Source organism: Bacillus sp. GMa5/1, assembly GCF_050172015.1.
Taxonomy (GTDB): Bacteria; Bacillota; Bacilli; order Bacillales; family Bacillaceae_G; genus Bacillus_A; species Bacillus_A cereus.
In genome coordinates this window covers 1-17033 of the sequence record NZ_JBNLYC010000055.1, presented here as the reverse complement: position 1 = coordinate 17033, position 17033 = coordinate 1, and the positions used below count along the sequence as shown (strand labels likewise).

Genomic DNA, 17033 nt, shown 5'->3' with positions numbered 1-17033 from the left:
CGCATTTCGACAAATTTTTAGTTGAGTTTCTGGCCAATAACCTTTATCCTAGAGTGTGGAACATTTTTTCTGTTATGACGGATAGAATGAGTATAGCTGTAAAACCTATTGGTAGGAAGATCAGAGAAAGGAGAGATTTCATGTCTCTACTCCAAGGAATTTTAACTCGACTTGTTAGTCTACAAGAACAAGCTGAAAGCGGTGAAGTAGCACAACGCTATTTTGAAGTGAACGGTGAGCGCAAATGTAGCGTGAAATTTTTCGATAAAAGTGAAATGTATGAGTTAGAAGTGTATCAACAAGGTGAAAAACCTCAAGTGTATCAATTCGATAATATCGACATGGTTGCAATTGAGATTTACGATATCATTTCTTGATACATATAAAAAAGGTACTGCCATGTGGCAGTACCTTTTTTAGTTCTATTACTTTCTAGTGGAATGTATAGAAGTTTTTTATTTTTCCTACAATGGTATTAAAATGAAATTTTAATCCGTGCAAGTTTGCTTATCCATGTGGAAAATGAGTCCCGTCAACCGGGTGAATATGTGAAGCTAAACTTCTCACAATCGCTGGGTTCTGCAAATAGCGGGAGAAATATAACTAGGAGGTTATCGTATGGAACGTTTACCAGTTGTGATTTGTCCTAATTGTCAAAGTTCTGCTGAGATTATTCATGTATTAACGGCTCAATCTAATCAAAATGTAATTTATACGTGCCAAGTTTGTCACTTTGTAATTCGAAATATTGAAACGAATAAAGGATAGGAAGTTATAATTTTAGTTTTTGTCCCATACAATGAGAATACGAAAAGTCTGTCTAATTGAAAGGACGTGACTCTGTGGACGGTGCACATAAATTTTACAATGTTTCAGAGAGACATTTAAATTTTGATATGGTCTTTAACCGTATTTGTAGTTTCATTGAAAAGGATCCGCGAAATTTATATCGATTATCCATTGGGACAGACTCACAAGCGCATCAAAAGGATACGAGGTTTATTACAGCAATCCATATTCATCGTGTTGGAAAAGGTGCCTGGGGCTGTTTACACCATAGATCAGTAAAAGATAAGCCGGCAACCTTACGTGAGAAAATATATTTAGAAACGCAGTTTAGTCAAGAAATCGCATGTCTATTTACGCCTACTCATATACAAACAATATGGGAGTTATTGCATCCTTATGCTCAAGATGGGGCTGGATTCATAATGGAAATTCATTTAGACATTGGGAATGATGGTTTAACAAAAGAATTTATTTTAGATATGACAGAAAAAATTCGAGCGATGGGATTAACTGCAAAAATTAAGCCAGATGCTTATGCGGCGTTTAGCTATGCAAATCGATATACGAAATGATTTTTTTGTATGTATACGATTGCTATATATCTTTTAATAAAAACTGAATATTACATCTATTAAATAGGTTGAATTTTTTATATAATAAGAGTAACGATGCGAGTGTAAGGAGAGGGGTATATGCAAAGGGAAGTTGTTTTAACGAAGGAAGAAGAAAGTTTACTACTAGATATTTTATTTCAGCAAAATTACGCAAGTGAAATTTTAGCTGTGGAACTTACAGATATTGAGAATGGTTTGAAACAGACAGATGTGATGCAATATAAAAAAATCACAAGGTTATTTTACAGATTAAAAAATAAAGGGTATTAAGCGCTACCGGAATGGTAGTCTTTTTTTTGTGCTGTATGCTAAAATAGCTGTGTGATTGTATTTTTATTGAAATAAATTTAGGACAAAATAATAATATGAAAACGCTGTCATAAAATGTGAATAGAGTTGTGAACATAAGCAGGAAAAAGGGAAAATGGGGGATGTAATATGATTAGTATTCCGAAAGACGAATTTCAACAAATTCTTGTGAAGGATTTAATGATTTCATCGGAAAAAGTAGCTCATGTCCAAATTGGAAATAGTTTAGAACATGCTTTACTCGTTCTTGTGAAATCTGGATATTCGGCGATACCTGTCTTAGATCCAATGTATAAACTACATGGTTTGATTAGTACTGCCATGATATTAGATGGTATGTTAGGATTAGAACGTATTGAGTTTGAAAGACTCGATGATATGAAAGTAGAGCAGGTGATGAAAGAAGATATACCTGTTCTTAAATTAGACGATTCATTTGCAAAAGCTTTAGAAATGACAATTGATCATCCTTTTATTTGCGCTGTTAATGAAGAAGGCTATTTTGAGGGGATTTTAACACGTCGGGCTATTTTAAAATTGTTGAATAAGAAAGTAAGGCAACATAATCGATAACGTAAGAAAAGTGACTTCATAGAAACGAAGAAGTCACTTTTTTTTCGTGCATATCACTTGTGTATGTATTATATTTAAAAAGACATAAAACATAAGGAAAGTTTGCGCTGGACAATTGTATTTTCTGAATGAAAGCATTCGGGTAAATTAAGGATGAAAAGCTTATTGAAATAAGGTGTATGGAAGCTAAGGAAAGAGGGAGAAAGTTGCAAATTGATGATTTTCAAATGATGGTTGTGTTAGCTCAGGAATCAAATATGAGAAAAGCGGCGGAACGTTTATTTGTTTCCCAACCTGCGCTGAGTCAACGATTACAATCTATGGAGAAACAATGGGGAATGAAGTTTTTTATTCGCTCACAAAAAGGATTGACAATTACACCTGAAGGGGAAAAAGTTGCAAATTATGCTAAAGAAATGTTGCAAAGGGAAGAAGATATAAAAAGTGAGCTAGCTGTTTTCAGAACGGAAACTCATGGAACGTTAAAAATAGCTGTTGCATCAGTTATTGGTCAATATTGGCTCCCTCCTGTTTTGAAAAAGTTTGTGCATAAATATCCTTCTGTCAAGATATCGCTGTTTACTGGATGGAGTAGTGAAGTGCAAAAGCAGTTTTATGAAGGAGACGTTCATGTTGCTATACTGAGGGGAACACAAGAATATAAAGGTCAGAAGCAACAATTATTTGAAGATGAACTGTATTTAGTTGATAAAGAAATAAAAGATATTTCGATGTTAAAAGAAACAAATAGGCCGTTCATTCAATTTAAAAGTGATTCGACTTATTATGGACAAATACAAAATTGGTGGTATGGTTTATTTTCTAATCCGCCTAAGCGAACGATTGTAGTTGACCAAATTGAAACATGTAAACAACTTGTTTTAAATGGTATAGGTTATGCCCTTTTACCTTCTACTGTTTTAAAGGAAGTACAGGAAAATATGTATAAAACACCTGTTCAACTGACGAGAGAAACATGGTTGTTAACAAGTGACTCGGCAAGGCAGTTGAAGCAAGTACAAGCATTTTTAGAAATTATAGAAGAAATTCAAAGGGAAAAATAAGATTATTATCTTGCTACTCGCTCTTTCGTTTGGTAGAGTAACATTATAAATGGATTTAGGAGGCAACAAGAATGAAAATGATGGACGCTAACGAAATTATTTCGTTTATTCAAAAAAGTGAAAAGAAAACTCCTGTAAAGGTATACATAAAAGGGGATTTAAAAGAAGTAACATTCCCTGAAACAGTACAAGCATTTGTGAATAAAAAGTCAGGTGTATTATTCGGAGAATGGTCTGAAATTAAGACAATTCTTGATGAGAATAATAAGCACATCGTTGACTACGTTGTAGAAAACGATCGTCGTAATTCTGCAATCCCGATGCTTGATTTAAAAGGTATTAAAGCTCGCATCGAGCCAGGTGCTATTATTCGTGACCATGTTGAAATTGGTGACAACGCTGTAATTATGATGAATGCAACAATTAACATTGGTGCTGTAATTGGTGAAGGTTCTATGATCGACATGAACGCAGTACTTGGTGGACGTGCAACAGTCGGTAAAAACTGTCACGTAGGTGCAGGTGCTGTACTTGCAGGTGTTATTGAGCCACCTTCTGCAAAACCAGTTATCGTTGAAGATGATGTAGTAATCGGTGCAAACGTGGTTGTTTTAGAGGGTGTTACAGTAGGGAAAGGTGCAGTCGTAGCAGCAGGAGCTGTTGTAACAGAAGATGTGCCTCCATACACAGTTGTTGCAGGTACTCCAGCACGTGTAATTAAAGAAATTGATGAGAAGACAAAAGCAAAAACAGAAATTAAACAAGAGCTTCGTCAATTAAACCCAGAGAAATAAAAAGTAAAAAAAGCGTAAGAGCGTAAATGGGCTCTTACGCTTTTTATAGATAGAGGTGCAAAAATGACAGTAAGCAAATTTATCCAAATTCGTAGAGATTTACATAGAATTCCAGAAATCGGATTTAAGGAATGGAAAACACAACAGTATATTTTAGATTATATAGGAACACTTTCTCATGAATTTATGGAAGTGAAGACATGGAAAACGGGTGTAATCGTTAAAGTAAATGGAAAAAATCCCGAAAAAATAATAGGTTATCGTGCAGATATAGACGGTTTACCAATTACAGAGGAAACTGGATACGAGTTTGCTTCTATTCATGAAGGAATGATGCATGCATGTGGCCATGATGTACATACAACAATCGGTTTAGGCCTTCTAACGAAAGCTGTGAGCGAAAGAATAGATGATGACCTTGTATTTCTATTCCAGCCAGCAGAAGAAGGACCAGGCGGTGCTCTTCCTATGTTAGAAAGTGAAGAGTTAAAAGAATGGAAACCAAATATAATTCTTGGTCTTCATATTGCACCAGAATACGCTGTGGGGACAATTGCAACGAAAGAAGGACTGTTATTTGCCAATACTTCAGAATTATATATTGATTTAAAAGGGAAAGGTGGCCATGCTGCCTATCCGCATACTGCAAATGACATGATTGTTGCAGCGAGTCACCTTGTTACACAGCTTCAATCCGTTATTAGTCGCAATGTAAATCCTCTTGATAGTGCAGTAATTACAATCGGGAAAATTACAGGTGGTACGGTTCAAAATATTATTGCAGAAAAATCTCGTTTAGAAGGAACGATTCGAACATTATCAGTGGAATCAATGAAGCGTGTGAAAAGCAGAATTGAATCAATTGTTGCAGGTATCGAAGCTTCTTTCCAGTGTGAGGCGATTATAGATTACGGAGCAATGTATCATCAAGTATATAACCATGAAGAGTTAACGAGAGAGTTTATGGAATTTGTACATAAACAAACTGATATGAATGTTATTACATGTACTGAGGCAATGACGGGTGAAGATTTTGGTTATATGCTTCGAGAAATCCCTGGATTTATGTTTTGGCTTGGAGTAAATTCAGAATATGGTTTACATCATGCAAAATTAAAACCAGACGAAGAAGTGATTGAAAAGGCAATCACATTTTTAAGCCAATATGTAAAGTGGAAAGGGAATAGAAAATAAAACTTCCGCTCTCTTGAAGGTTCCAAATAACTTTTTGTTCTGAGGTGTAAGTAACGCTCGTATAGATTGATTTTAGACATTTACATACAAATGGAAGAATTAAAGTTAATTGTACTGTTTTAATAATGAGCAGGGGGTTTAGCCACTGCTCATTATTAATTATTTGACTAACTTATATATGTTTACTTTTAGTATGAAAAGTGTGTAAAATCAATGTGAAACATAGAAAAAAGGGTGGGGAATTACGTGCAAATTAGCAGTGCGATTTTATGTTTCGTCTTATATGCGTATGTTATTATTGCGGCGGTTTATTTTGGGATAAGTTTTTATGCCTATCGTCTAGTAGATAATAATGAATATGACGAAACATACAAATGGGTGAAGAGATATTTATCACCTGTACTAGAAATTATGAATGGGTTTGTGCTCTTTTTATTTATTGGATTAATTGCTTTCTCAACGAGTTTAGTAGGGAATAAAACTACGTTATTTGTATTGGGTATCATTATTTTTATGTTGTTAGGAATAAGGATTGGTAATACGGTCTTTTGGAATGAAAGAAAAGTAGATGGTTGGACGGGAATGTTAATTCCGTGCATGTTAGCTGCAATCGTGACAAATATAGAGCATGAATATTATCAATTACATTTTTGGCTTATTATCGTTTTAACAATTCTTTCTGTTTTGTATATAAGCACAGTAGTACTAACATATATTGCACATGAAAAAGGAGATGTTAAAGGCACTCGTTTCTTTAGAGGACGGGCATTATTTTGGAGTGTGCCGACGATGGCAGTTATCGCGCTTATTGCGATATTAGTAAATGGATATCAATTTTCTAATTGGCAACTATTTTTAGAAAATTGGTGGATCTTTATCTTTTCGTTTATTGCTTTTTTAGGTGCAACGCATTATTTATTCCATCAACATCATTACATATGGGCGTTGTTATTTGCATTCACACAGCTTCTATTTGCCTTTTTTGGTCAAGAAACATTATTATTCGTTTTTGAAACATTTAGTTCTTTTGGAAATATATTTGTATTTGCTATGCTACTTGTTGGTATCGCTTTTTACTTGCAACAATATTTTTATATACAAAAACAAAAATAAGAGCTAATCATAGTTTTTGTGACGCATATAAAGTGTGTTACACTGAAAATAAATAGTACTTGAAGTTATTGGAGGAATTCTTGTGGGTGAGAAAGAAAAAGAATTTGCTGTCATTGGACTTGGTCGCTTTGGTGGAAGTATTTGTCGAGAACTAGCTCAATTAGGTATGGAAGTAATGGCAATCGATTCAGATGAGGATAAAATTAATGAATTTGCAAATATAGCTTCGCATGCTGTAATTGCAGATTCAACAGATGAGATGGTATTAAAAAGCCTTGGTATTCGAAATTTTGATCACGTAGTCGTTGCTATTGGAGATAATTTAAATTCAAGTATTTTAACGACTTTGATTTTGAAAGAGTTGGGTGTAAAAAATATTACTGTAAAAGCTCAAAATGATTATCATGAAAAAGTGTTAAGTAAAATAGGTGCAGATCATATTGTGCATCCAGAACGTGATATGGGAAAAAGGATTGCTAATAATATTGCATCAAGCAATGTGCTAGACTACCTTGAGCTTTCAGATGAGCATAGTATTGTAGAGATTATTGCGAATAAAAAAATTGATGGGCACTCTTTAATTGAATTAGATATTCGTGCGAAGTTTGGATTGAATATTGTAGCAATTAAACGAGGCAAAGAAGTTATCGTATCCCCTCGAGCTACGGAGAATATTCAAGCAGGAGATATATTAATTGTCATTGGTCATGACGATGAAGTGGATCGATTTAAACATTTTTTAAGATAAGAGAAAAGAAAAGGACAATGCCTTCATGGCATTGTCCTTTTTCTTATATTTCCATAATGATTGGTAAAATCATTGGACGACGTTTCGTTTTCTCATATAGGAATGGGGCTAATGTGTCTGTAATTTCATTTTTAATTTCAGACCATTGTGTTGTTTTACGCTCCATTACTTTTTCTAAATGAGTTGTAATTAATGTTTGTGCATCATTGATTAAATCGCTGCTTTCACGCATGTAAACGAAACCGCGTGAGATGATATCAGGTCCTGCTGCAACTTTAAATTCTTTCATATCAATGCTTACAACTACAATTACAAGTCCTTCTTCAGAAAGGATACGACGATCGCGTAATACGATATTGCCAATATCTCCAATACCGTTTCCATCAATGTAGACCGAACCAGATGGGATTTTTCCAGCTACGCTAGCTTCATCCGAACGTAAAGCAAGAACATCGCCATTATCCATAATGAAGCAATTTTCTTCAGGGATGCCACAATCATTTGCTATGTTCATGTGCATACGCTGCATACGATATTCACCATGAATTGGCATGAAGTACTTCGGTTTAATTAGACGTAACATTAACTTTTGTTCTTCTTGTCCACCGTGTCCACTTGTATGGATATTTGAAAGTTTCCCGTGAATTACATCAGCGCCAGCGCGGTACAACATGTTAATTGTACGACTTACGCTAATTGTATTTCCTGGAATTGGTGAAGAAGAGAAAACAACTGTATCTCCAGGAATAATTTGAATTTGGCGGTGTGTACCATTTGCAATACGTGAAAGTGCTGCCATCGGTTCACCTTGACTACCTGTACATAAAATAACAACTTTATTAGCTGGTAAGCGGTTTAGTTGAGATGCATCTATGAATGTATCTTTCGGGCAACGAATATAACCAAGGTTTTGTCCAATTTCAATCGCTGCTTCCATACTTCGACCAAACACAGCTACTTTACGGTTGTTTTCAACAGCAGCTTCAACAACTTGTTGTAAGCGGTGGATATTTGATGCAAAGGTTGCGAATATAATCCGTCCTTCTACTTTACGGAAAATGTCTTGAATGCTATCACCAACGCGACGCTCAGACATAGTAAAGTTTGGAACTTCACTGTTCGTACTATCAGATAATAGACATAGTACGCCATCTTTACCGATTTCAGCCATTTTTGTTAAATCAGCTGGTTCACCAACTGGTGTGAAGTCAAATTTGAAGTCACCTGTATGAACAACTTGACCTTGAGGTGTTTTCACAACAACGCCGTACGAATCTGGAATACTGTGAGTTGTACGGAAGAAGGATACAGACGTTTTTTTGAATTTAATAACGTCATCTTCTTGAATCTCGTAAAGTTTTGCTTTACGAAGTAAGCCGTGTTCTTCTAATTTGTTTTTGATGAGTGCAATTGCTAATTTTCCGCCGTAAATCGGAATGTTCACTTGACGTAATAGGTAAGGGATTCCGCCGATATGATCTTCGTGACCATGTGTAATGAATAACCCTTTAATTTTATCTTCGTTTCGCACAAAATAAGTGTAGTCTGGTATTACATAATCGATCCCGAGAAGTTCGTCCTCTGGAAATTTAATTCCAGCATCAATTATAATAATTTCATCTTGAAATTGAACAGCGTATGTATTTTTACCGATTTCACCAAGCCCACCGAGAGCAAATACAGCAACTTGGTCGTTTTTTAGAAATTTCATATCGCTATACGATTTCCGCTAATGTTAAATCAGCGTTTTCTTTTTCATATTCAAGATGAGCGCCAGTAACAGACTGAACAAACTCGATATTATATGCGAACTTATTTAACTTTGTACGAACATCCTTTTCAGACGTAGCCTCTAAATATAAAACTTTTGTATTTTCACGTACTGGAACCTCAGTTAATTTTTCTTGATAAAATACTTTAAAAATCATTTGGAAAACCTCTCCTTGTCTATGTTTTGCATTATCTGTTACTTATTATAAAGCAAACAGTCACGATTTTCATGTTTTTTCGAATGAGAATGAAGAAAAAGCCCGAAATGGGCACAATTTAAGCGATTGTCTTTTTACGGACTAGACCGTTTAAATAACGCTTGAGCTTTTTCTTCAGCTTCTTCAGCATGATTACTCCTTCCTTTCCTTATTTTAAACATGCCTATTACTAGTGAAAACTCTATCTCTGATATAAGAGATAGGACAAAAGTGAATGGTGAATCTTGTCCTTTCCCATACAGTGAAAGTTATTCTATAGTAACGATCAGTAGCCGTTAGTTATAGGTATAGTATGAGGAAGAATGGAAAAGAAAATTCATCCGAACAAGTATCTACATGTTTTACTAATATATATATGCAAAGTTTACAAATAAGGTCAGAAAGGGAACGCTTTCTTCACAGATGTTTAATATGTTATACTTTTTTTTAGAATTTGAAAAGTGATATTCAAAATAGGAATATAGAGTCCCAGAAAGGATTTTGACAAATGAATGATAAAATTGTCTTTTTTGATATTGATGGAACATTATTAGATCATGATAAAAAAATTCCGCAATCTACACGAGATGCAGTAAAACAGTTACAAGAAAAAGGTGTACATGTAGCAATTGCGACAGGGCGCGCGCCATTTATGTTCGAAGATATTCGCAGGGAACTTAATATACATAATTATGTTAGTTTTAATGGACAATATGTTGTCTTTGAAGATGAGGTAATATTTAATAATCCGTTACATCCAGATGCTTTACATAGGTTTACTCAGTTTGCAAAACAAGAAGGATATCCACTTGTATATCTTGACCATCAAGATATGAGAGCATCAGTGGAATATCATGATTATGTGAAAGAAGGCTTTGGAAGCTTAAACTTTGAGCATCCAGCATATGAGCCTAATTTTTATGAGGAACGTAATATTTATCAAACACTACTTTTTTGTGAAGTAAATGAAGAGGAAAAGTTTATTAATCATTATCCAGATTTTCATTTTATTCGTTGGCATGCATATTCAATGGATATCATTCCGAATGGTGGTTCTAAGGCAAAAGGAATTGAGAAATACATTGAAAAGTTAGGTTTTAATCGTGATCAAGTGTATGCATTTGGAGATGGCTTAAATGATTTAGAAATGATCGAAGCCGTTGGCACAGGTATTGTGATGGGAAATGGCCATGAAGACTTGAAAAAACTTGCAAATCATGTGACAAAGGATGTTAATGAAGACGGTATATATCATGGACTAAAGTGGGCTGGATTGCTATAAGTGAATATGGAACCCATTTCATAATAAAAAGGCGGAAGATTAACTTCCGCCTTTTTATTATTATCGCTCTAGAGGTTTGGAATCATTAGGAGCGGCAAAAGGATTTTCTTTATTGATATGGTCATAGAACATAACGCCATTTAAATGATCAATCTCGTGTTGGAATACGATTGCTGGTAAACCTTTTAAACGTAATTTTACTTCTTCTCCGTTAATAGAAGTTGCTTTTACTGTAATTCTTGTATAACGAGGAACATAACCAGGTACTTCGCGGTCTACAGACAGACAGCCTTCACCACCCTGTAAATATGTACGTTCAACAGAATGGCTAATGATTTTTGGATTGAATAATGCATGGCTATATAATGTACCATCCGCATCGGTTACATGAACTGCAATCATTTTTTTTGAAACACCGATTTGCGGAGCCGCTAATCCGATTCCAGGGCGTAAACTATATTTTTCAGCCATTTCAGGATCTTGGCTATTTATTACGAATTCAATCATTTCTTTTAAGGTAGTTGTATCTTCTTCGCTTGCCGGTAATGACACCTCTTCTGCAACGTTGCGCAAAATAGGATCTCCTTCGCGAATAACATCTTTCATTGTAAGCATATGTAATCTCTCCTTTCCTCTTTAGTCTACCAAAGGAGATGGAAAAAGTCATCGGCAAGAAAGGGAAGGCATTTTGGAAATTGTTCTATTATAGAGTAGTTATGTATGTGATAAAAAGAAAAAGACGGCAAAGCCGTCTTTTTCTTTCCATAGTTGTTTCGTTTTACATTAGCGAATGCAAGCAGCACCAACGATAATTAAAAGAATAAACAACACAACGATTAAGGCGAAGCCGCGTCCAGACCCGCCACAAGAACCGCCATAACCGTAGGAAGGATATGAACAAGTTGGATAGCAATATGAGTATCCGTACATGAGATGACCTCCTTTATCATTTCCCGCTAATACTGCGGTTACTATAATGTATGGAAGAGAGGGTAGAAATGTATAGGTATTTACCTAAAAAAGGAAGAGTAGTTTGTATATTTTTGTTACGAAGAGAGAAAAACTAAAGAGAATTAAATCGTTTACATATTATTCTAAGAGAAAAAATAAGTGAAAAAGGGAATAATATAACAGTAGGTCAATGCTTACTAATACAGATGTAAAAAATAAAAACACGTTTGTGTAGTAGAAACCTGCATATTATTTATAAAAAAACGTATTCAAAGTAATTGACATCGTAATTAGAATAGTTGTAAACTAAAAAACGTGATCAAGATTGTATTAATATGTTTCTGAAAAAACATTAGTACAGATTGTTAGGTACACAAAATTATTCTCAACCGACATACAAACATGTTGGTTTACATCGTTGCGCTTTTTAAACTGGAAAATAGCCAGTGAAAGCGTTTCAGAATATGGTTCAAGAGAGGAAGAGGTGAACGGAATGGGTACTAAAACAAAAAAGACCCTATTTAATGTTGATGAGCAAATGAAAGCTATCGCAGCTCAATTTGAAACATTACAAATTTTAAATGAAAACGGTGAAGTTGTGAATGAAGCAGCTATGCCTGAATTATCTGATGATCAATTAAAAGAATTAATGCGTCGTATGGTGTATACTCGCGTATTAGATCAACGTTCTATTTCTTTAAACCGTCAAGGACGTTTAGGTTTCTACGCACCTACAGCTGGACAAGAAGCTTCTCAATTAGCAAGTCATTTCGCACTTGAAGCAGAAGACTTCATCTTACCAGGATACCGTGATGTACCACAATTAGTATGGCACGGATTACCATTATACCAAGCATTCTTATTCTCTCGTGGACACTTCATGGGTAACCAAATGCCTGAGAATGTAAATGCATTAGCTCCACAGATTATTATCGGTGCGCAAATCATCCAAACTGCTGGTGTTGCGTTAGGTATGAAACTACGTGGTAAAAAATCTGTTGCAATTACTTACACTGGTGACGGTGGTGCTTCACAAGGTGACTTCTACGAAGGTATGAACTTTGCAGGTGCATTCAAAGCTCCAGCAATCTTCGTTGTTCAAAACAACCGTTATGCAATTTCTACTCCAGTAGAAAAGCAATCTGCAGCTAAAACTGTAGCACAAAAAGCAGTAGCAGCAGGTATTTACGGAATTCAAGTAGACGGTATGGATCCATTAGCTGTATACGCAGCAACTGCTTTTGCTCGTGAGCGCGCAGTAAATGGCGAAGGCCCTACTTTAATCGAGACTTTAACATTCCGTTACGGTCCACATACAATGGCTGGTGATGACCCAACTCGTTACCGTACAAAAGATATCGAAAACGAATGGGAACAAAAAGACCCAATCGTACGCTTCCGTAAGTTCTTAGAAGCTAAAGGCCTATGGTCTCAAGAAGTTGAAGAGACAGTAATCGAAGAAGCAAAAGAAGATATCAAACAAGCAATTGCTAAGGCTGACCAAGCTCCAAAACAAAAAGTAACTGATTTAATGGAAATCATGTACGAAAAAATGCCTTACAACTTAGCTGAACAATATGAAATCTACAAAGAAAAGGAGTCGAAGTAAGCCATGGCTCAAATGACAATGATTCAAGCAATCACTGATGCTTTACGCGTTGAAATGAAAAATGACCCTAACGTACTTGTATTTGGTGAAGACGTTGGTGTAAACGGCGGTGTATTCCGTGCTACTGAAGGTTTACAAGCTGAATTTGGTGAAGATCGTGTAATGGATACTCCACTTGCAGAGTCTGGTATTGGTGGACTTGCAGTTGGTCTTGCACTTGAAGGATTCCGTCCAGTTCCAGAGATCCAATTCTTCGGTTTCGTTTATGAAGTAATGGATTCAATTTCTGGTCAATTAGCTCGTATGCGTTACCGTTCTGGTGGACGTTGGACTGCTCCAGTAACAGTTCGTTCTCCATTCGGTGGTGGTGTTCATACTCCTGAACTACATGCTGATAGCTTAGAAGGATTAGTGGCTCAACAACCTGGTCTAAAAGTTGTTATTCCATCTACTCCATACGATGCTAAAGGTCTTTTAATCTCTGCGATTCGTGACAACGATCCAGTTATCTACTTAGAGCATATGAAATTGTACCGTTCATTCCGTCAAGAGGTACCAGAAGGTGATTACACAATTGATTTAGGTAAAGCTGATATCAAACGTGAAGGTACAGATGTATCTGTTATCGCTTACGGTGCTATGGTTCACGCTGCATTAAAAGCTGCTGAAGAACTTGAAAAAGAAGGTATCTCTTTAGAGGTTGTTGACTTACGTACAGTTCAACCATTAGATATCGAAACAATCATCGCTTCTGTTGAAAAAACAGGTCGCGTAGTTGTAGTTCAAGAAGCTCAAAAACAAGCTGGTATTGCAGCTAACGTTGTAGCGGAAATTAACGACCGTGCAATCTTAAACTTAGAAGCTCCAGTTGTACGTGTTGCAGCTGCTGATACAGTATTCCCATTCTCTCAAGCAGAGAGCGTATGGTTACCAAACCACAAAGATATTGTTGAAGCTGTAAACAAAGTAATGAACTTCTAATTTTTAGCTTTTCATGTGCAAAAGAAATCAGCACATGCTGGTTTCTTTTGTACATATTCCATAATAATGAAATGAATCAGGGGGCTGAATTCCGTGGCATTTGAATTTAAACTACCAGATATCGGTGAAGGTATCCACGAAGGTGAAATCGTAAAATGGTTTATTAAACCAGGCGATGAAGTAAACGAAGACGATGTACTTCTTGAAGTACAAAATGATAAAGCAGTAGTAGAAATCCCTTCTCCTGTTAAAGGTAAAGTACTTGAAGTACTTGTAGAAGAAGGAACAGTTGCAATCGTAGGAGATACATTAATTAAATTTGATGCTCCTGGATACGAAAATCTTAAATTTAAAGGTGACGATCATGATGAAGCTCCAAAAGCTGAAGAAGCAGCAGTAGAAGCTCCAGCAGCGGAAGCTACTCCAGCAGCAACTGCAGAAGTAGTAAATGAGCGCGTAATTGCTATGCCATCTGTTCGTAAATACGCTCGTGAAAAAGGTGTAGACATTCATAAAGTAGCTGGTACTGGTAAGAATGGCCGTATCGTAAAAGCTGACATCGATGCATTTGCAAATGGTGGACAAACTGTAGCAGCAACTGAGGCTCCAGCAGCAGTAGAAGCTACTCCAGCAGCAGCGAAAGAAGAAGCACCAAAAGCACAACCAATCCCAGCTGGTGAATATCCAGAAACTCGTGAGAAAATGAGTGGTATCCGTAAAGCGATTGCGAAAGCAATGGTTAACTCTAAACACACAGCTCCTCACGTAACATTAATGGACGAAGTAGATGTAACAGAACTTGTTGCTCACCGTAAGAAGTTCAAAGCAGTAGCAGCTGACAAAGGTATTAAATTAACTTACCTTCCGTACGTTGTTAAAGCTTTAACATCTGCATTACGTGAATACCCAATGTTAAACACTTCTTTAGACGATGCATCTCAAGAAGTAGTTCATAAACATTACTTCAACATCGGTATCGCAGCTGATACAGACAAAGGTCTATTAGTACCAGTTGTTAAAGATACAGATCGTAAGTCTATCTTCACAATCTCTAACGAGATCAATGATCTTGCTGGTAAAGCACGTGAAGGTCGTCTAGCTCCAGCTGAAATGAAAGGTGCTTCTTGCACAATTACAAACATTGGTTCTGCAGGTGGACAATGGTTCACTCCAGTTATCAACCACCCAGAAGTAGCAATCCTTGGTATCGGCCGTATCGCTGAAAAACCAGTTGTGAAAAACGGTGAGATCGTTGCAGCTCCAGTATTAGCATTATCTCTAAGCTTTGACCATCGTTTAATTGACGGTGCAACTGCTCAAAAAGCGTTAAACCAAATTAAACGTCTATTGAATGACCCACAATTATTAGTAATGGAGGCGTAATAACAATGGTAGTAGGAGATTTCCCAATTGAATTAGATACAGTCGTTGTTGGTGCAGGTCCTGGTGGATACGTTGCGGCAATTCGTGCAGCACAATTAGGTCAAAAGGTAGCAATCATTGAAAAAGCTAACCTTGGTGGCGTATGCTTAAACGTTGGATGTATTCCTTCAAAAGCGTTAATCAATGCAGGTCATCGTTATGAGAATGCAATGCATTCTGATGACATGGGTATTACTGCAGAAAACGTAAAAGTTGACTTTACAAAAGTTCAAGAATGGAAAAACGGCGTAGTTAAGAAATTAACTGGCGGTGTTGAAGGCCTTCTTAAAGGTAACAAAGTTGAAATCATTCGCGGTGAAGCTTACTTCGTAGATGCTAATACATTACGCGTTATGACTGAAGATGCAGCTCAAACTTATACGTTTAAAAATGCTGTTCTTGCAACTGGTTCTACACCAATCGAAATTCCAGGATTCAAATACTCTAAACGTGTTATCAACTCTACAGGTGCTTTAAGCTTACCTGAAATTCCTAAAAAACTTGTTGTAATCGGCGGCGGTTACATCGGTATGGAATTAGGTACTGCATATGCTAACTTCGGTACAGAAGTTACTGTAGTAGAAGCTGGCGACGAAATCTTAGCTGGTTTCGAAAAAGCTATGAGCTCTGTTGTTAAACGTGCTCTACAGAAAAAAGGTAACGTAAATATCCATACAAAAGCTATGGCTAAAGGCGTTGAAGAAACAGAAACTGGCGTAAAAGTTAGCTTTGAAGTTAAAGGTGAAATCCAAACTGTAGAAGCAGATTACGTATTAGTAACTGTAGGTCGTCGTCCAAACACTCAAGAAATCGGTCTTGAGCAAGTTGGAGTTAAAATGACTGACCGCGGCATCATCGAAATCGATGAGCAATGTCGTACAAATGTACCAAACATCTATGCAATCGGTGATATCGTTCCTGGACCACCATTAGCTCACAAAGCTTCTTACGAAGGTAAAGTAGCTGTAGAAGCAATTAGTGGCCATGCATCAGCTATCGATTACATCGGAATTCCTGCAGTATGCTTCACTGATCCAGAACTAGCATCTGTTGGTTACACTAAAAAACAAGCTGAAGAAGCTGGAATGACTGTAACTGTATCTAAGTTCCCATTCGCTGCTAACGGTCGTGCATTATCATTAAACAGCACTGACGGTTTCCTACAACTTGTAACACGTAAAGAAGATGGTCTTCTTGTAGGTGCTCAAGTTGCAGGTGCAGGTGCTTCTGATATTATTTCTGAGATTGGTTTAGCTATCGAAGCTGGAATGACAGCTGAAGATATCGCTCAAACAATCCATGCTCACCCAACATTAGGTGAAATCACAATGGAAGCAGCTGAAGTTGCTCTTGGAATGCCAATTCACATTGTAAAATAATTTAAGTAATGTAAATAGCCCTTCTCTTATTGTAAGAGAGGGGCTATTTTTATTTTCATCAAATGACTTGCAAGGTCTTTAAACGTACTTGTCGAATGAATATATAATACTTTAACAAATGATTCAGGCTTAACTTACTTCGAAGGTAATATATATCATCCTATAATATGTAATTGATTCAAACTTACCCCCATATATTAATAAAATAGAGCATGTCAAAGGAGAAGGTTCCATGAAAATATTA

At 36.3% G+C, this 17033-nt stretch carries 19 protein-coding genes; 15 read left to right on the top strand and 4 right to left on the bottom strand.

Annotation, left to right across the window (positions count from 1 at the left end):
• The first annotated feature begins 140 nt into the window (after positions 1 to 140).
• The 10 genes from ACQGSG_RS14895 to ACQGSG_RS14850 all read left to right on the top strand — a co-directional run bounded on the left by ACQGSG_RS14895 (position 141) and on the right by ACQGSG_RS14850 (position 7198).
• Positions 141 to 377, top strand: coding sequence for a YkuJ family protein (locus ACQGSG_RS14895; protein ID WP_000055151.1), 237 nt, complete (start codon positions 141 to 143; stop codon positions 375 to 377).
• 241 nt (positions 378 to 618) lie between these two features.
• Positions 619 to 768: a hypothetical protein gene (locus ACQGSG_RS14890; RefSeq protein ID WP_000440540.1), complete on the top strand. Its 150-nt coding sequence runs from the start codon at positions 619 to 621 to the stop codon at positions 766 to 768.
• Between the two features lie 74 nt (positions 769 to 842).
• On the top strand, positions 843 to 1361 hold the full coding sequence (locus tag ACQGSG_RS14885; RefSeq protein ID WP_000348489.1) for a ribonuclease H-like YkuK family protein: 519 nt from the start codon (positions 843 to 845) through the stop codon (positions 1359 to 1361).
• A gap of 120 nt (positions 1362 to 1481) precedes the next feature.
• On the top strand, positions 1482 to 1673 hold the full coding sequence (abbA, locus tag ACQGSG_RS14880; RefSeq protein ID WP_001188692.1) for an antirepressor AbbA: 192 nt from the start codon (positions 1482 to 1484) through the stop codon (positions 1671 to 1673).
• A 168-nt stretch (positions 1674 to 1841) separates the two neighbouring features.
• On the top strand, positions 1842 to 2285 hold the full coding sequence (gene cbpB / locus ACQGSG_RS14875; RefSeq protein ID WP_000623579.1) for a cyclic-di-AMP-binding protein CbpB: 444 nt from the start codon (positions 1842 to 1844) through the stop codon (positions 2283 to 2285).
• A 179-nt stretch (positions 2286 to 2464) separates the two neighbouring features.
• Positions 2465 to 3349: a LysR family transcriptional regulator gene (locus ACQGSG_RS14870; RefSeq protein WP_001987174.1), complete on the top strand. Its 885-nt coding sequence runs from the start codon at positions 2465 to 2467 to the stop codon at positions 3347 to 3349.
• Positions 3350 to 3420: 71 nt separating this feature from the next.
• Positions 3421 to 4143 (top strand): 2,3,4,5-tetrahydropyridine-2,6-dicarboxylate N-acetyltransferase, encoded by a 723-nt coding sequence (dapD, locus tag ACQGSG_RS14865; protein WP_000783241.1) that lies wholly within the window; start codon positions 3421 to 3423, stop codon positions 4141 to 4143.
• A gap of 63 nt (positions 4144 to 4206) precedes the next feature.
• On the top strand, positions 4207 to 5337 hold the full coding sequence (locus tag ACQGSG_RS14860) for an N-acetyldiaminopimelate deacetylase (RefSeq protein WP_000218662.1): 1131 nt from the start codon (positions 4207 to 4209) through the stop codon (positions 5335 to 5337).
• A gap of 246 nt (positions 5338 to 5583) precedes the next feature.
• The gene (locus ACQGSG_RS14855) at positions 5584 to 6450 is read left to right on the top strand and encodes a cytochrome c oxidase assembly protein (protein ID WP_001167321.1); all 867 of its coding nucleotides are present in this window, start codon (positions 5584 to 5586) and stop codon (positions 6448 to 6450) included.
• A gap of 82 nt (positions 6451 to 6532) precedes the next feature.
• A complete protein-coding gene (locus tag ACQGSG_RS14850) occupies positions 6533 to 7198 on the top strand; it encodes a potassium channel family protein (protein WP_000504032.1) in 666 nt (221 codons plus the stop codon).
• Positions 7199 to 7241: 43 nt separating this feature from the next.
• On the opposite strand, the gene rnjA is transcribed toward ACQGSG_RS14850, so the two are convergent.
• Complete coding sequence (rnjA, locus tag ACQGSG_RS14845) at positions 7242 to 8909, bottom strand: ribonuclease J1 (RefSeq protein WP_000670377.1); 1668 nt, start codon at positions 8907 to 8909, stop codon at positions 7242 to 7244.
• A gap of 4 nt (positions 8910 to 8913) precedes the next feature.
• Positions 8914 to 9126 carry a DNA-dependent RNA polymerase subunit epsilon gene (locus ACQGSG_RS14840; RefSeq protein WP_000576435.1) on the bottom strand — a complete coding sequence of 71 codons (213 nt, stop codon included), beginning with the start codon at positions 9124 to 9126 and terminating at the stop codon, positions 8914 to 8916.
• 547 nt (positions 9127 to 9673) lie between these two features.
• Between ACQGSG_RS14840 and ACQGSG_RS14835 the strand changes: the two genes are divergently transcribed.
• Positions 9674 to 10447 carry a Cof-type HAD-IIB family hydrolase gene (locus ACQGSG_RS14835; RefSeq protein ID WP_000998279.1) on the top strand — a complete coding sequence of 258 codons (774 nt, stop codon included), beginning with the start codon at positions 9674 to 9676 and terminating at the stop codon, positions 10445 to 10447.
• A 60-nt stretch (positions 10448 to 10507) separates the two neighbouring features.
• Here the strand turns inward: ACQGSG_RS14835 and def are convergent, their stop codons facing one another.
• Both def and ACQGSG_RS14825 read right to left on the bottom strand, forming a co-directional pair.
• Positions 10508 to 11062: a peptide deformylase gene (gene def, locus ACQGSG_RS14830; protein WP_000957049.1), complete on the bottom strand. Its 555-nt coding sequence runs from the start codon at positions 11060 to 11062 to the stop codon at positions 10508 to 10510.
• A 168-nt stretch (positions 11063 to 11230) separates the two neighbouring features.
• Entirely contained in the window at positions 11231 to 11377 is a 147-nt protein-coding gene (locus ACQGSG_RS14825; RefSeq protein ID WP_000274562.1) for a YjcZ family sporulation protein, read from the bottom strand.
• Positions 11378 to 11891: 514 nt separating this feature from the next.
• Here ACQGSG_RS14825 and pdhA point away from each other — a divergent pair.
• From pdhA to lpdA, 4 genes are all read left to right on the top strand, one after another.
• Positions 11892 to 13007 carry a pyruvate dehydrogenase E1 component subunit alpha gene (gene pdhA / locus ACQGSG_RS14820; RefSeq protein WP_000536895.1) on the top strand — a complete coding sequence of 372 codons (1116 nt, stop codon included), beginning with the start codon at positions 11892 to 11894 and terminating at the stop codon, positions 13005 to 13007.
• A 3-nt stretch (positions 13008 to 13010) separates the two neighbouring features.
• On the top strand, positions 13011 to 13988 hold the full coding sequence (pdhB, locus tag ACQGSG_RS14815) for a pyruvate dehydrogenase complex E1 component subunit beta (protein WP_000068168.1): 978 nt from the start codon (positions 13011 to 13013) through the stop codon (positions 13986 to 13988).
• Positions 13989 to 14081: 93 nt separating this feature from the next.
• Positions 14082 to 15371, top strand: coding sequence for a pyruvate dehydrogenase complex dihydrolipoyllysine-residue acetyltransferase (gene pdhC / locus ACQGSG_RS14810; protein ID WP_000863419.1), 1290 nt, complete (start codon positions 14082 to 14084; stop codon positions 15369 to 15371).
• A 5-nt stretch (positions 15372 to 15376) separates the two neighbouring features.
• A complete protein-coding gene (gene lpdA / locus ACQGSG_RS14805) occupies positions 15377 to 16789 on the top strand; it encodes a dihydrolipoyl dehydrogenase (RefSeq protein ID WP_000260104.1) in 1413 nt (470 codons plus the stop codon).
• The last annotated feature ends 244 nt before the right edge of the window (positions 16790 to 17033 follow it).

Coding starts and splice junctions, on each gene's coding strand:
- ACQGSG_RS14895 (WP_000055151.1), top strand. CDS start 141: ATGTCTCTACTCCAAGGAATTTTAACTCGACTTGTTAGTCTACAAGAA.
- ACQGSG_RS14890 (WP_000440540.1), top strand. CDS start 619: ATGGAACGTTTACCAGTTGTGATTTGTCCTAATTGTCAAAGTTCTGCT.
- abbA (WP_001188692.1), top strand. CDS start 1,482: ATGCAAAGGGAAGTTGTTTTAACGAAGGAAGAAGAAAGTTTACTACTA.
- cbpB (WP_000623579.1), top strand. CDS start 1,842: ATGATTAGTATTCCGAAAGACGAATTTCAACAAATTCTTGTGAAGGAT.
- ACQGSG_RS14870 (WP_001987174.1), top strand. CDS start 2,465: ATGGAAGCTAAGGAAAGAGGGAGAAAGTTGCAAATTGATGATTTTCAA.
- dapD (WP_000783241.1), top strand. CDS start 3,421: ATGAAAATGATGGACGCTAACGAAATTATTTCGTTTATTCAAAAAAGT.
- ACQGSG_RS14860 (WP_000218662.1), top strand. CDS start 4,207: ATGACAGTAAGCAAATTTATCCAAATTCGTAGAGATTTACATAGAATT.
- rnjA (WP_000670377.1), bottom strand. CDS start 8,909: ATGAAATTTCTAAAAAACGACCAAGTTGCTGTATTTGCTCTCGGTGGG.
- ACQGSG_RS14840 (WP_000576435.1), bottom strand. CDS start 9,126: ATGATTTTTAAAGTATTTTATCAAGAAAAATTAACTGAGGTTCCAGTA.
- ACQGSG_RS14835 (WP_000998279.1), top strand. CDS start 9,674: ATGAATGATAAAATTGTCTTTTTTGATATTGATGGAACATTATTAGAT.
- def (WP_000957049.1), bottom strand. CDS start 11,062: ATGCTTACAATGAAAGATGTTATTCGCGAAGGAGATCCTATTTTGCGC.
- ACQGSG_RS14825 (WP_000274562.1), bottom strand. CDS start 11,377: ATGTACGGATACTCATATTGCTATCCAACTTGTTCATATCCTTCCTAC.
- pdhA (WP_000536895.1), top strand. CDS start 11,892: ATGGGTACTAAAACAAAAAAGACCCTATTTAATGTTGATGAGCAAATG.
- pdhB (WP_000068168.1), top strand. CDS start 13,011: ATGGCTCAAATGACAATGATTCAAGCAATCACTGATGCTTTACGCGTT.
- lpdA (WP_000260104.1), top strand. CDS start 15,377: ATGGTAGTAGGAGATTTCCCAATTGAATTAGATACAGTCGTTGTTGGT.